This is a genomic window from Paraglaciecola chathamensis S18K6 (assembly GCA_000314955.1).
GTDB lineage: Bacteria > Pseudomonadota > Gammaproteobacteria > Enterobacterales > Alteromonadaceae > Paraglaciecola > Paraglaciecola chathamensis.
The window spans coordinates 1-12,840 of sequence record BAEM01000027.1; the positions used below are offsets into that span (position 1 = coordinate 1).

The 12,840-nt window shown below is 43.5% G+C and carries 15 protein-coding genes; 6 read left to right on the forward strand and 9 right to left on the reverse strand.

Annotation, left to right across the window (positions count from 1 at the left end):
* Positions 1–140: 140 nt before the first annotated feature.
* Positions 141–674, forward strand: a complete 534-nt coding sequence (locus tag GCHA_RS08245; protein ID WP_007987024.1) for a gamma carbonic anhydrase family protein — start codon at positions 141–143, stop codon at positions 672–674.
* Between the two features lie 80 nt (positions 675–754).
* Here the strand turns inward: GCHA_RS08245 and GCHA_RS08250 are convergent, their stop codons facing one another.
* The 9 genes from GCHA_RS08250 to GCHA_RS08290 form a co-directional block, all read right to left on the reverse strand.
* Positions 755–997 (reverse strand): hypothetical protein, encoded by a 243-nt coding sequence (locus tag GCHA_RS08250; RefSeq protein ID WP_007987027.1) that lies wholly within the window; start codon positions 995–997, stop codon positions 755–757.
* Complete coding sequence (gene aroE, locus GCHA_RS08255; protein ID WP_007987030.1) at positions 994–1,812, reverse strand: shikimate dehydrogenase; 819 nt, start codon at positions 1,810–1,812, stop codon at positions 994–996. Before aroE ends, GCHA_RS08250 begins: the two co-directional genes overlap by 4 nt.
* A gap of 145 nt (positions 1,813–1,957) precedes the next feature.
* On the reverse strand, positions 1,958–2,641 hold the full coding sequence (locus GCHA_RS08260) for an OmpW family outer membrane protein (RefSeq protein WP_007987032.1): 684 nt from the start codon (positions 2,639–2,641) through the stop codon (positions 1,958–1,960).
* A gap of 200 nt (positions 2,642–2,841) precedes the next feature.
* Entirely contained in the window at positions 2,842–3,765 is a 924-nt protein-coding gene (gene hemF, locus GCHA_RS08265) for an oxygen-dependent coproporphyrinogen oxidase (protein WP_007987034.1), read from the reverse strand.
* 3 nt (positions 3,766–3,768) lie between these two features.
* The gene (tsaC, locus tag GCHA_RS08270) at positions 3,769–4,332 is read right to left on the reverse strand and encodes an L-threonylcarbamoyladenylate synthase type 1 TsaC (protein ID WP_007987036.1); all 564 of its coding nucleotides are present in this window, start codon (positions 4,330–4,332) and stop codon (positions 3,769–3,771) included.
* A 70-nt stretch (positions 4,333–4,402) separates the two neighbouring features.
* On the reverse strand, positions 4,403–4,960 hold the full coding sequence (locus GCHA_RS08275) for a DNA topoisomerase family protein (protein WP_007987038.1): 558 nt from the start codon (positions 4,958–4,960) through the stop codon (positions 4,403–4,405).
* 56 nt (positions 4,961–5,016) lie between these two features.
* Complete coding sequence (locus tag GCHA_RS08280) at positions 5,017–5,493, reverse strand: DUF494 family protein (RefSeq protein WP_007987039.1); 477 nt, start codon at positions 5,491–5,493, stop codon at positions 5,017–5,019.
* A gap of 1 nt (position 5,494) precedes the next feature.
* The gene (dprA, locus tag GCHA_RS08285; protein WP_007987040.1) at positions 5,495–6,634 is read right to left on the reverse strand and encodes a DNA-processing protein DprA; all 1,140 of its coding nucleotides are present in this window, start codon (positions 6,632–6,634) and stop codon (positions 5,495–5,497) included.
* Positions 6,635–6,658: 24 nt separating this feature from the next.
* Complete coding sequence (locus GCHA_RS08290; RefSeq protein ID WP_007987041.1) at positions 6,659–7,738, reverse strand: LysM peptidoglycan-binding domain-containing protein; 1,080 nt, start codon at positions 7,736–7,738, stop codon at positions 6,659–6,661.
* A 239-nt stretch (positions 7,739–7,977) separates the two neighbouring features.
* On the opposite strand from GCHA_RS08290, the gene def reads away from it, so the two are divergent.
* The 5 genes from def to GCHA_RS08315 all read left to right on the forward strand — a co-directional run bounded on the left by def (position 7,978) and on the right by GCHA_RS08315 (position 12,813).
* Complete coding sequence (gene def / locus GCHA_RS08295; RefSeq protein WP_007987042.1) at positions 7,978–8,487, forward strand: peptide deformylase; 510 nt, start codon at positions 7,978–7,980, stop codon at positions 8,485–8,487.
* A 9-nt stretch (positions 8,488–8,496) separates the two neighbouring features.
* Positions 8,497–9,444, forward strand: coding sequence for a methionyl-tRNA formyltransferase (gene fmt / locus GCHA_RS08300; protein ID WP_007987043.1), 948 nt, complete (start codon positions 8,497–8,499; stop codon positions 9,442–9,444).
* A complete protein-coding gene (gene rsmB / locus GCHA_RS08305; protein ID WP_007987044.1) occupies positions 9,441–10,754 on the forward strand; it encodes a 16S rRNA (cytosine(967)-C(5))-methyltransferase RsmB in 1,314 nt (437 codons plus the stop codon). The genes fmt and rsmB overlap by 4 nt, the downstream gene beginning before the upstream one ends.
* A gap of 48 nt (positions 10,755–10,802) precedes the next feature.
* The gene (gene trkA / locus GCHA_RS08310) at positions 10,803–12,182 is read left to right on the forward strand and encodes a Trk system potassium transporter TrkA (RefSeq protein ID WP_007987045.1); all 1,380 of its coding nucleotides are present in this window, start codon (positions 10,803–10,805) and stop codon (positions 12,180–12,182) included.
* Positions 12,183–12,276: 94 nt separating this feature from the next.
* The gene (locus tag GCHA_RS08315) at positions 12,277–12,813 is read left to right on the forward strand and encodes a DUF2780 domain-containing protein (RefSeq protein WP_007987046.1); all 537 of its coding nucleotides are present in this window, start codon (positions 12,277–12,279) and stop codon (positions 12,811–12,813) included.
* Positions 12,814–12,840: the final 27 nt, after the last annotated feature.

Consider the following 12,840-nt stretch of genomic DNA (forward strand, 5'->3'; position numbering starts at 1 on the left):
AAAAAACCGTTCAACTGCCGAATTAATAAACAAAGTGTTTAAAGTAACAACTATCTGCTGATTTTTACGCCAGTAATAGTTATTTAAAGACATATTCAGTTTGTTATCATCAGAACATTACACAGTTAAGTGGATGAATAATGAGTATTAGAGCGTACAAAGGCATACAGCCAACATTAGCCAGCGGTTGCTATATAGATGAGTCAAGCGTGTTGGTTGGTGATATTGAGTGTGGAGCAGATGTCAGCATTTGGCCGTTAGTTGCCGCACGGGGTGATGTTAATCACATAAAGATAGGCGCTAGAAGTAATGTTCAGGATGGCTCTGTACTACATGTTAGCCGAGTAAGTAAGGAAAACCCGAAAGGCCATCCTCTTATAATAGGTGAAGATGTGACTGTGGGTCATAAATGCATGTTGCATGGCTGCGAGCTGGGTAATCGCATTCTCGTTGGTATGGGCGCTATTGTGATGGATGGTGCTATTGTCGAAGATGATGTGTTTATTGGCGCTGGCAGTTTAGTGCCACCAAACAAGCGCTTACAAAGCGGCTACCTTTATGTGGGTAGCCCCGTTAAACAGGCTAGGCCGTTAAAAGAGTCTGAGCGCGCTTTTTTGAGAGTGTCCGCCGATAACTATGTCAGACTTAAAAATGAGTATCTGCAAGAGAAATAAGCCACAATTTGTATACTTAAATTTTCAGGCTCTACAGTGAGCCTGAAATCTTAAGTTCAGTTAAATTTAATTTATCGACTTTAGCTGCAAATAGAATCGGCGTTTATATGAATGACGCCATTTTCATCCCACAGCTCTTCCTCTACTCGCTCATTGATCAATTCTTCTAGGTCAAACTGGTGGTTTTGATAAAAAGCCGCCATTTTGTTGACCCCTACTCCACTAATATGGCAATGCATGATTAAGCCAGAAACAATGAGCCGAATGACCATTTTTTCTTCTAGTACTTCAAAACCATCTTGAATTTGAACGGCTTGGTTCACAGCATTTCTCGTACTGTTTTTATAACCGGTTCAATAAGAGGCCTTACATTGCGCCAAACATAAAAGCTTTCGGCTGCTTGGCCAACTAACATACCTAAACCGTCAGCTGTTTTGATAGCTTGATTACATTCATGTGCCCAAGCCATAAAAGAAGTTGCATGTGACTTGTATGTCATATCATAAGCAAATGATGCGTTGGTAAAAATACGTGGTGCGATGTCCGGTAAGTCACCGTCTAAGCTTGAAGACGTGCAATTAACAATTAAGTCGAAGTCCGTTTCGGGTAAATCACTAAAGCCTGAAGCACTAACAGCCCCTTCATTTGCAAACATATCAGCAAGTTGCTGGGCTTTGCTGGCGGTACGGTTGGCAATATGAATGTTACTCACCTTGGCCAATATTAAGGGCAGAATGATGCCTCGTGTTGCCCCACCAGCACCGATGAGCAATAAGCGCTTACCGTTTAGCTCTCCCCACAAGCGTTGTAAATCCTGTACTAATCCAGCTCCATCGGTGTTGTCACCTAATATTGTGCCATCTTCACGCTTATATAGCGTGTTAACAGCCTCGGCCACTGTGGCACGCGGGGTTAATTCATCTGCGAAACGAAACGCGTCTAACTTAAAAGGGGAAGTAACGTTCGCGCCTGTATATCCCTTTGCAAAAAACGTGTTAATTGCATCACTGAACCCATCAGCATCAGGTTGCTGGCGTCCGTATTCGATATTCTGCTCAGTTTGCTTGGCAAACAAGCTGTGGATCAAAGGGGATTTACTGTGCTCAATAGGATTACCAAAAACTGCGTATCGGTCCATAATCTCAAAGGTCGTATTAAATTTGTGAGGCAAGACTAGCGTAAATTACGATTCGACTAAATAGTTAACTGTCCCATATACCATTAGGATTAAAGATTAAAAGCACAAAAGAAGAAGCGACAAGATCATGTCGCTTCGACCATTGTTAGAACGTGTAACCTACCATAATAGAATACACCCAAGGATCTATATCCACAGACACTTGCGCTGGCAAACCCAGTACATCAAATTTCGCTTTTGTATCAATATCGATATAACCCACAGAGGCGTTTATCAACCAATGTTCATCTAATGTGTAATCCATGCCTATTTGCGCGGCAATACCAAATGACTCATCAAGACTTAAATTGCTAAAAGACTGAGCTTCTCTACTACCCAGAAATTGTTCATCGAAAAAAGCTGTGTAGTTCAGGCCAACTCCCAAGTACGGCTGGATCGTCTCGGATACTGGAAAATAATAGAGCATGCTTAATGTAGGAGGCAATTGCTTACTTTCAGCTAATTTACCATCACCGAGACCTAATTCATTATCGAGTGTGTTAATCAGGGTAATATCATGTGTAAATGGGCTGGCAGCTAGCAATTCTAAACCTAAGTTACTACTAAGCATATAAACGACATTTAAACCGAGTTGGGTATTACTGTTTACCGATGCGCCCATACCCACATTACCTGCGCTTTGCACCGTCACATTTGAACTAGATTCATCAGGAGCGACCGTCGTTAAACCTGCCCGCAGAATGATATCTCCGGCGTCGTGAGCATGGGCTGTGCTCACTATGGAGGCTGTTAAAGCTAAACTGGATAACACTATTTTGAAGACTTTCATTTTTACCTCTGCGTATAAATTATGACGGCAGTGTAATGAGCAGATGGAAGTGATTATTGATTTGCATCAATATTTTTAGCAGGGAATTAACGACAAGAAGTCATTGGGAGTGTAAATTTGAGCTGGATCAATTTAGCGATTAATTGGCACTGAGCATCATCAATTAGAGCCCAGTACCTTTGCGGAATATAGCTGCGATACTATTCGTTTAGCCAATCTCGAGGATGGAGGAAATCTCGATAAAGTATAGCTTCTGGACTTTCTGGTTCTGGGGTGAAATCGTATTCCCAGCGCGCGAGCGGTGGCATTGACATTAATATCGATTCTGTACGCCCCCCGGTTTGCAAACCAAACAAGGTTCCCCTATCCCATACTAGGTTAAACTCCACGTAACGGCCTCGCCTATATAACTGAAAGCTTCTTTCTTGCTCAGAAAAGGACATGTCTTTACGTTTTTCTAAAATAGGCACGTAAGCATCTAAAAATCCATTACCTACTGCCTGCATAAATTCAAAACTACGCTCGAAGCCCCATTCATTTAAATCATCAAAGAATAGCCCCCCGACTCCGCGGGTTTCATCTCGATGCTTTAAATAAAAATACTCGTCACACCATTTTTTATATTTACTGTAAACACCGTCCCCAAAAGGCTCACACAAATCCTTTGCTGTTTGATGCCAATGGAGTACGTCTTCATGCACAGGGTAGAAAGGCGTTAAGTCAAAACCGCCACCGAACCACCAGATTGGTTCTTCACCTTCTTTTTCGGCAATGAATATTCGTACATTGGCATGGGAAGTTGGAACATGTGGGTTTTTAGGGTGAATGACGAGAGATACGCCCATAGCTTGAAAGCTCCGCCCAGCAAGCTCTGGGCGAGATGCTGTAGCAGATGCCGGAAGTTGCCCGCCATATACATGAGAGAAGTTAACACCACCTTGCTCAATTACGTGACCATTGGTGAGCACTCGCGTGCGTCCGCCGCCCCCCAACTCTCGCTGCCAATTGTCTTCTATGAAGCAGCCTTTGCCATCGGCCATCTCTAATGTTTGGCAAATGTTGTCTTGCAAGTTAAGTAGAAATTGCTTTACCGATTCTATATCGGTCACTTGTGGTTGGAACATGGTTTAATTATCTCTAATGGTTTGGCCGCTATGACCATGAAGAATTTTACTGGGGCTGAGGGATCCGCCAAGAGAACCTTCGATTAAGACGACTTGATCAGAAAAATAAGATTTAACTTCATCGCTGTTCAACGCTGGAGGATTCCCTGCGGTGTTTGCACTAGTGGAAATAAGCGGTTTATTGACTCGGCTGCATAAATCCTTGATGACAGGATGGGCACTCACTCTCACCGCAATGAATTCAGAATCCCCTGTGACCCATGCCGGTGCATTTTTTGCTTTTGGCAGCAACCAAGTCACTGGACCAGGCCAACTTGAGAAAATCTCTGTTCGTTTGGTCATTTTAATTGCGTCGTCATTAACGTAGGGCAATAACTGTGAGTAGTTGTCTGCTACTAAGATCAGTCCTTTACTGACATCGCGCTCTTTCAAAAGTAATAACTTTGATACCGCTTGCTCATTGTCAGGATCACAACCTAAGCCAAATACCGCTTCTGTTGGATAGGCAAAAACCTTCCCTGCCAGAAAGTCGATTAAAAAAGGATCGTCAGAGTGATTTGTTGTCATTTTTATATTGCTTGTGGTTTAGATGGCCCTGAGTGTAAAACAGGACGCACAAAGGATAAACCTAAAGACGTTATTGCGCTGGCTGTTTGTGACCACATTTACGTTCTGGGCACTGCCAAATTGCCCCTGCAGCTGCTTTCTTTTCCTGCATAACAGGCCAAGCGCATTTTGGACATCCGTGGGCTACCGGTGTGAAATTAAGTGCATAGTTGCATTTCGGATATTGATCGCAAGGATAGAAGTTTTTGCCATATTTGTTCGCTCGCTTGATTAAATGCCCTTTATGGCAAGATGGGCATTCTATTTTATCTGTCTCGGGGGCTTTATTCGATTTGATATAATGACATTCAGGAAAGTTGCTGCAGCCGATGTACATGCCATAGCGCCCTTTACGGATCACTAACTCAGATTCGCATTCGGGACAATGAGAGCCTTCAATAACGGTAAGTTCTGTATTGTCGGTGTCATGAAGGGGCTTACTATATTCACAGGTTGGATAATGACTGCAACCGATAAACGGCCCGTTTTTACTGTGCCGTAATTGCAGTGGAGCCTGACACTCAGGACACGGCCCAGGATCAAAGACGGATTCGTGAGTGTCAAATAATGAATGATCGATTTTAGACATGCAGCGGATTTACCTTGGCAATCACGGGTTTATTATTTAAACCCGTGTTGGTGGGATTAATGTAACGGCCCTTCAGGTTCATCAAACAACAAATCTTCCATTTGTGCATAGGCGTTTTCTTTACCAGGCACGTTAAATAGCACCATGAGTACCACCCATTTCATATCCTCTAAGCAAAATTCTTTAGAGTCTATTTCCATAACACGGTCAATGACCATTTCTCGCGTTGTGGAATCAAGAACATTAATATGCTCTAAGAACATCAAAAACCCACGGCATTCAATATCTAGGCGCATTTCTTCGTCATGTGTGTAAATACGTGTGACAAAAGAAGTTGGCCCTTTGACTAGGTAGGGTTTGATATCGGTTTCTTGCAAGGCTGCAAGCTTCTCGAGCCAAGATAACGCTTTATATATTTCATCTTGATGGAAACCAGCACGCACCAGCTCATCTGTCAGCTCGTCCTGATCAACGCGGATTTCAGTTTCACTATGAATAAAATTTTCAAATAGATACATGAGGATATCAAACATGTTACTTCTCCCCCAATTTAAGGTAACCACCTGGGACCGCTGTCACTAGCCCACGCAATTCATATTCTAACAATTGAGACATAACCTCAGCAACTGGCATGCCACATCGCTCAACAACTATATCCAACGGTGTGGTTTCAAAATCTACACTATCTAACAATTTGTCAGATGCCAAGCTTTGTCTCGCGCTTTTTTGCAATTCATTCTGTTGGGTATTCAAAAAGTTAAGCGTCAAATGTTGATATTCATCACTGATGTCACTGACACATTCCACCAGCTTTGCGCCTTGTTTTATCAAGTAGTGACACCCTTTTGACAACACATTATGAATGTTACCCGGTACGGCAAAAACATCTCGATTCTGCTCCAACGCATAACGCGCGGTGATTAAAGAGCCACTCTTTATCGCTGCCTCAATTACCAATGTTCCTAAGCTCATACCGCTGATAATTCGGTTTCTCCGTGGAAAGTTTTCAGGTTTCGCTGGTGCATCAGGATAAAACTCAGATACTAACGCTCCATTTTGCTCAAGTATCCTGCTTGCCATATTCACGTGACGTTTAGGATATATATTACTGAGACCTGTCCCCAGCACGGCAATGGTCTTTCCTAATGCTTGCAACACACCTTCGTGAGCCAAACCATCAATCCCCAATGCAAGCCCACTAGTAATCGTCCACCCACTTGTCGATAAGCCTTGAGCAAAATACTTTGCATTTTGCTTGCCAGCGGCAGAAGGGTTACGGCTGCCCACAATGGCGATTTGATGCGTGTTTAATAAATCTTTATTTCCACAACAATATAATAGTATGGGTGGTCTGGCAGTTTGCAATAGCACTTTAGGGTAATGCGTTGAGGTAATATTAAGTAAAGAATGGTGATTTTGCTCAGACCACAGCATGCATTTATCAAGTTGTTGCTCATTTGGCCTTAATAATTGTTGAGCTTGAGCCTCGGAAAATCCGTATGCGGTTAGCTGTTTTGAATCAGCAACAAATAAATCCGCTATTTGTATGTCATATTTTTGCACAATAACTCTGAGCTTTGCGACCGAAAAACGCGGTAGTTGAGCGAGTACCAACCATTGACGGTTTTCTTCTTCAGAGGGTCCTAGGTGTTTCGCTGTGTTTTGTTGGTACATAGGGCTCCACTTAATCTGGTAGCCCTAAGGTTTAGCAACGATAGCGCCTTTTCGAATAACTGTAGACGAACGCGTGACGAGTGCATAACTTACTTTAGAAAAGACGTTAAAAACTAAAAGCTCCCCTACCTTCATCCAAGGTTGAGGTAATACATCACCTTGTTTAAATAATCGCTCTATAGTTTGTGTTTCGTTTAGGTATTGGGCGGGCTCTGCATCTATCACGGCCGCACCCTGTTGATATATCCCCATGACCGTGCCACGAGCAATGTCGTCGCTTCCCACATCAATAATGACTACACTAAACTTGCCTGACAACTGATACTGGGAAACATCAGCGATAATATTCCCTCTTTGCTCTGTGGCAGCGGTTATGTTCGTCACCGATTCAACTTCCTTGGTAGCTAACTCTTTTATCAGCCGATCCCCTCTTTTCACTTCTAGTTTTGCAGATGACAAAGTAACTAAGGATTGCTGAGGCATCTCTGGGGCGAGCGATTGCCCTTGGGCCACGTGGCGTATATGAATACCAAGAAATTCGCCATTTTGATTGAACAGTGACTGCTGTTTGCGTACAACACGGTATTCGCCCATGGGTAATGCCTCTTGGTTGACCAAAACAAGGTCACCGTTGGCGAAATACTCTGTGCCTTTGGTGTTACCCACAATGGCTGGTAAGTCTGCATACTCCTGCTCGCTTAACACCAACTCATGATTAAAATAGGGTTGAATTTCGTGCCAAGGGAGCACAGCAATGGGTTGTTGGGACTTCAAAACCTGTTTTGTTGACGGCGAGCGCACAATATAGGGTTTTTGCTCACCACGAATTAAATCAACAATAGGCTGGCCCTTAGCATTGATACTTAGGCGCAATTGATCACCTGGAAATATTAAATGAGGATTGATGATTTGTGTATTCGTGCGCCATATTTGCGGCCAGTGCCAAGGTTTATGTAAAAAAAGGTTTGAAATATCCCATAGGGTATCTCCAGGTTTTACAACGTAAGTTTTGGGCGCGCTATCTTTTAGTGTAATCACGTTAGCATAGGTAAAAAATGGCAAAAGCAATAGCACAAGGCTCAAGCGAAGAAGATTATTAAACATGTGGCGAAGTACCTTGTTTTTGAGGCTATTATGTTTTTATTCCATATCGGTTAGAATAGCCTGTTATTGCAAAGATTAAATAGCCTGATGCTCAGGTTAGTATGATTATTAATACCAAGAGCACCGATCCCCTCTTCGATAGACCATTCTTAGATTTGGGCACTAGGTACAGAATTTTTTGAACACCTCTCAGCAAATTTAACGATTTGCATGGGAACAAAACGAGTTAAGTGTAGAACATGGCCATATTAGACGTATTAAGATTTCCTGATGAGCGCTTGCGCACCGTTGCCGCGCCGGTAGAGAAAATAGACGGCACCATTAAAACATTAATAAGCGACATGCTAGAAACCATGAAAGATGAGAATGGAATCGGCTTAGCAGCAACCCAAATAAATGTGCACAAACGTGTAGTGGTGATTGATGTATCAGAGAAACAAGATAATCCACAAGTGTTTATCAATCCTGAAATTACCCACATGGATGGCACAACAATCAGTGAAGAAGGTTGTTTATCTGTCCCTAATAATTACGCCAAAGTAGAACGCGCGGAAACAATAACCGTAAACGCGTTAGACGAAAATGGCGATGCATTTACCTTAGATGCTGACGGGCTATTGGCAATCTGCATTCAACACGAGCTAGACCATTTAAAAGGGAAGCTTTTTGTGGATTACTTGTCGCCGCTTAAGCGCCAGCGCATTCGCACCAAACTAGAAAAAGAAGCCCGCTTAGCAGCCAAGGGGTAAGAGGTTACATTGAAATCAGGACTTAACATTGTCTTCGCTGGTACGCCAGAATTCGCAGCGACCCATCTAGCGGCATTGCTCCAATCTGAGCATCAGGTAGTCGCAGCTTACACACAACCCGATAGACCGGCTGGACGAGGTAAAAAACTTCAGGCTAGTGCAGTTAAGCAGCTCGCAGAACAGCATGACATTCCAGTATATCAACCCGCGTCTCTTAAATCAGAAGAGGCTCAACAGCAACTGGCCGCGTTAAATGCTGATGTTATGGTCGTTGTCGCTTATGGTTTAATTTTACCGCAAACGATTTTGGATACGCCTAAGCACGGTTGCCTTAACGTACATGGTTCACTGTTACCCAAGTGGCGTGGCGCCGCGCCTATTCAAAGAGCGATCTGGGCGGGAGACGCAGAAACAGGTGTCACTATTATGCAGATGGATAAAGGCTTAGACACAGGTGATATGCTGCATGAGTTACGCATTACAATAGAACCGACCGATACCAGTGCGACTTTATATAGCAAGTTAGCGGAGCTTGGCCCAAAGGGATTAATCGAAACTTTGGCTTCTCTGAGTGACATCACGCCTAAGGCACAAGATAACCAGTTGGCGACTTATGCAGAAAAACTATCCAAACAAGAAGCTAAAATCGATTGGAACATGACAGCAGCTCAGTTAGAACGCAATGTACGTGCGTTTGACCCATGGCCCGTTGCATTTTTCGAAACAAACAACGCCGCCGTAAAAGTGCGTAGCGCTCAAGTACAAGCAACATCAGCGCAAAGCGCCGCTGTGCCCGGGCAGATTGTGCAGGCTGATAAACATGCTATTGGTGTACAAACTGGTGAAGGTATCTTGTTAATCAACACGTTACAGTTACCGGGCAAAAAACCACTCGCAACACAAGATATCTTAAATGGCCACAGTGACTGGTTCAGTGTGGGCACAATCCTTTCATGAGCCGAACTAAAGGTAGATATCAACAGAATTTACGCGCCGATGCTGCTCGTGTGCTTTTTCAAATATTAGAGCAAGGTATGTCAGCAAGAGAATGCTTACCCAATGCTCAACAAGATCATAATGAAAAAGACAAAGCATGGTTACAAGAAATGACCTACGGCGTGCTTCGCCAGTTGCCCTTGCTCCAACATTGGTTAAGATTGCTGCTAGATAAACCATTAAAGAAAAACGTGAAAATAGTCGAGCATTTAATCATGCTGGGCTTTTATCAACTTGCTTTTTCTCGGGTATCAACCCATGCGGCGGTCTCTGAATGTGTAAATGCATGCGCTCCGCTCAATGCCGTCGCTACCAAAGGATTGGTCAACGCTGTTTTACGCAACTTTATCCGTCAGGAAATGGCTAACGAGTTACCTGATAATGAACAAATACTAAGCGGTCAGCCGAAATGGTTATATAAAAAATTATTAACTGCTTACCCTGAAAAACACACGCCAATATTAGAGGCGATGCAAGTAAAAGCGCCTATTTGGTTACGTGTAAATCAAAATCAAAAAAGCACTGATGAATATTGTCGCCTCCTGGATGAAAATGACATTTTCTATGAAAGGCAAGATGAACAACCCCAAGGCTTAATATTGTCTAAAGGATGTGATATCACCACATTGCCTGGCTATGACGAAGGGTGGTTTGCTGTTCAAGATGGCGCGGCGCAACTCGCAGCAAATTTGCTTAACAGCCAACCTAATGAACGTATTTTAGATTGCTGCGCAGCCCCAGGGGGGAAAACGTGCCATATATTGGAGCTAGAGCCAAAGATAGCTAGCTGTGTTGCAATGGATATCGACCCTAGCCGTCTTCAACGGATAGAAGAGAACTTAACGCGACTAGGCCATCAGGCAAGTCTTATCTGCGGTGACGCAAGTGAACCTAAAGCATGGTGGGATGGTGAGCAATTCGACCGCATTTTACTTGACGCCCCCTGTTCTGCGACTGGCATTATTCGTCGTCACCCAGATATAAAATGGTTACGCAAATCCAGTGATATCGATACACTTGTTGCATTACAAGCCAAGATTATTGATGCCATATGGCCATTACTAAAACCCGGCGGCACCATGTTATACGCGACCTGTTCTATTTTACCGGCGGAAAATCAGTTACAGATTTCCGCATTTTTAGAAAGAACAGCGGATGCTGCTTTAGATCCTGAGTTCAACAATGACGCAATAGATAAACCAGGCCGACAGATTTTGCCTGGAGAAAAACACATGGACGGTTTCTATTACGCGCGGCTGCTAAAATCGTAAAAAACCGTATATTGTCTAAACAGAGCAACACGTTAGAATGAATCTAGAATGAAAATAATAATTATCGGTGCAGGCCAAGTCGGTGCAACGCTCGCAGAAAACCTAGTGGGTGAAATGAATGAGATCACCGTAATAGATTCTGACCAAGACACACTGAGGCAATTGCAAGATCGATTAGATTTACGTGTAATTAACGGCGTAGGCTCCCACCCCGATGTGTTAAAAAAGGCCGGCGCTGAAGATGCCGATATGCTCATCGCCGTGACCAGCAGTGACGAAAGCAACATGATGGCCTGCCAAGTGGCATATAGCCTATTTAAAACACCGACCAAAATTGCACGTGTCCGCTCAGAGCAATACATTATTTATCAAGAACAACTGTTTAAGCACCAAGATGTGCCAGTGGATCACTTAATCGCCCCTGAGCAATTAGTCACCAAAGCAATTAAACGGCTTATTGATTACCCTGGTGCGTTGCAAGTGGTCGAATTTGCTGATGGCAAAGCCAGTTTAGTTGCAGTAAAGGCATACTATGGAGGCTTGCTAGTTGGACACGCACTATCCACCTTAAAGCAGCATATGCCAAACGTAGAAACGCGCGTCGCGGCAATTTACCGCCGAGGTCGACCTATTCGTCCGCTAGGTACAACCGTAATCGAAGCTGATGACGAAGTTTTCTTTATTGCGGCGACTAAGCATATTCGAGCGGTCATGAGTGAACTGCAAAAGCTAGAGTCCAGTTACAAGCGCATTATGATCGCTGGAGGTGGTTTAATAGGTGCAGGCTTAGCGAAACTACTAGAGCATAACCATAACGTAAAACTAATTGAATATAGTCAAGAGCGTGCGAAATACCTCTCTGCACATTTAGACAAAACCATCGTCTTTTATGGTGATGCATCAGACCATGAATTGCTTACCGAAGAAAACGTTGAACAAGTTGATGCGTTTATCGCTGTCACAAATGACGATGAAGCAAATATTATGTCAGCCATGCTCGCCAAGCGCCTAGGTGCTCAAAAAGCCATGGTATTGATCCAGCGCAGTGCATATGTGGATCTGGTTCAGGGTGGAGAAATAGATATCGCTTTTTCTCCTCAACAAGCCACTATTTCGGCGTTGCTGACTCATATACGTCGCGGAGACATCGTTAACGTTTACTCTCTAAGACGCGGGGCGGCTGAATCGATAGAAGCGATTGCCCATGGGGATCAAAATACCTCTAAAGTCGTCGGGCGGGAAATTCGCGATATAAAGTTACCCCCTGGCACCACAATTGGCGCTATCGTCAGAGCAGACGAGGTGATTATCGCCCATAGTAATACCAAGATTGAAGCTAACGATCATGTTATTTTATTTTTGGTCGACAAGAAGTTTATTAGTCATGTCGAAAAACTGTTTCAACCGAGCGCCTTTTTCTTTGGGTAATTACATAGCACTGTTAGCCTAAAGACTAGATTGGCGAACGAAACGAAATAACCTAAAATCCGCTCCAACATCTGGCTAAATTAAAGGAATATACATGAAAAAATTAAGTATTGTACTTACTGTTGCAGCACTCAGCATTCAACCTCAAGCCCATGCAGAGGGTTGGTTAGACTCAATCAAGAGCATGCTTGGAATGGAAACACAGCAAGAAGCTGCGACGCCCTCAGTCTCAGGCATGGTTTCCTCAGTAACAGAATCTCTTGGCGTCACACAAACTCAAGCATCTGGTGGTCTAGGGGCGATTTTTAACTATGCGAAAGAGAATATATCCTCTGATCAATACAGCCAACTAGCTGACGCACTTCCCGGCGTTGGTGGCTTGTTAGAATCGGTACCAGATATAAGCAACATGACAAGTGAAGGCGGTTTAGGTGGTATTTTAGATAAAGCAGCCAGCTACAATGAATCACTCAAAGCAATCAATGATGTGAAGAAACAATTTGAAGCTCTAGGCCTAAAACCCGAAATGATCACGCAATTCGTTAGTAAAGCGCAAGCTTATTTAGATACGCCCGAAGGTCAACAAGCCAAGCAATTGCTAACGCAAGGTCTAGGTAAGTTATTAGGCTAAGCCATTAGAACGCATTTTCTATTGAGT

Bases quoted from the DNA above. Each gene is read 5' to 3' on its own strand.
- GCHA_RS08260 (WP_007987032.1), bottom strand. From the start codon at position 2,641: ATGAAAGTCTTCAAAATAGTGTTATCCAGTTTAGCTTTAACAGCCTCC.
- GCHA_RS08290 (WP_007987041.1), bottom strand. From the start codon at position 7,738: ATGTTTAATAATCTTCTTCGCTTGAGCCTTGTGCTATTGCTTTTGCCA.
- hemF (WP_007987034.1), bottom strand. From the start codon at position 3,765: ATGTTCCAACCACAAGTGACCGATATAGAATCGGTAAAGCAATTTCTA.
- dprA (WP_007987040.1), bottom strand. From the start codon at position 6,634: ATGTACCAACAAAACACAGCGAAACACCTAGGACCCTCTGAAGAAGAA.
- GCHA_RS08245 (WP_007987024.1), top strand. From the start codon at position 141: ATGAGTATTAGAGCGTACAAAGGCATACAGCCAACATTAGCCAGCGGT.
- def (WP_007987042.1), top strand. From the start codon at position 7,978: ATGGCCATATTAGACGTATTAAGATTTCCTGATGAGCGCTTGCGCACC.
- aroE (WP_007987030.1), bottom strand. From the start codon at position 1,812: ATGGACCGATACGCAGTTTTTGGTAATCCTATTGAGCACAGTAAATCC.
- GCHA_RS08315 (WP_007987046.1), top strand. From the start codon at position 12,277: ATGAAAAAATTAAGTATTGTACTTACTGTTGCAGCACTCAGCATTCAA.
- trkA (WP_007987045.1), top strand. From the start codon at position 10,803: ATGAAAATAATAATTATCGGTGCAGGCCAAGTCGGTGCAACGCTCGCA.
- GCHA_RS08280 (WP_007987039.1), bottom strand. From the start codon at position 5,493: ATGTTTGATATCCTCATGTATCTATTTGAAAATTTTATTCATAGTGAA.
- GCHA_RS08275 (WP_007987038.1), bottom strand. From the start codon at position 4,960: ATGTCTAAAATCGATCATTCATTATTTGACACTCACGAATCCGTCTTT.
- rsmB (WP_007987044.1), top strand. From the start codon at position 9,441: ATGAGCCGAACTAAAGGTAGATATCAACAGAATTTACGCGCCGATGCT.
- tsaC (WP_007987036.1), bottom strand. From the start codon at position 4,332: ATGACAACAAATCACTCTGACGATCCTTTTTTAATCGACTTTCTGGCA.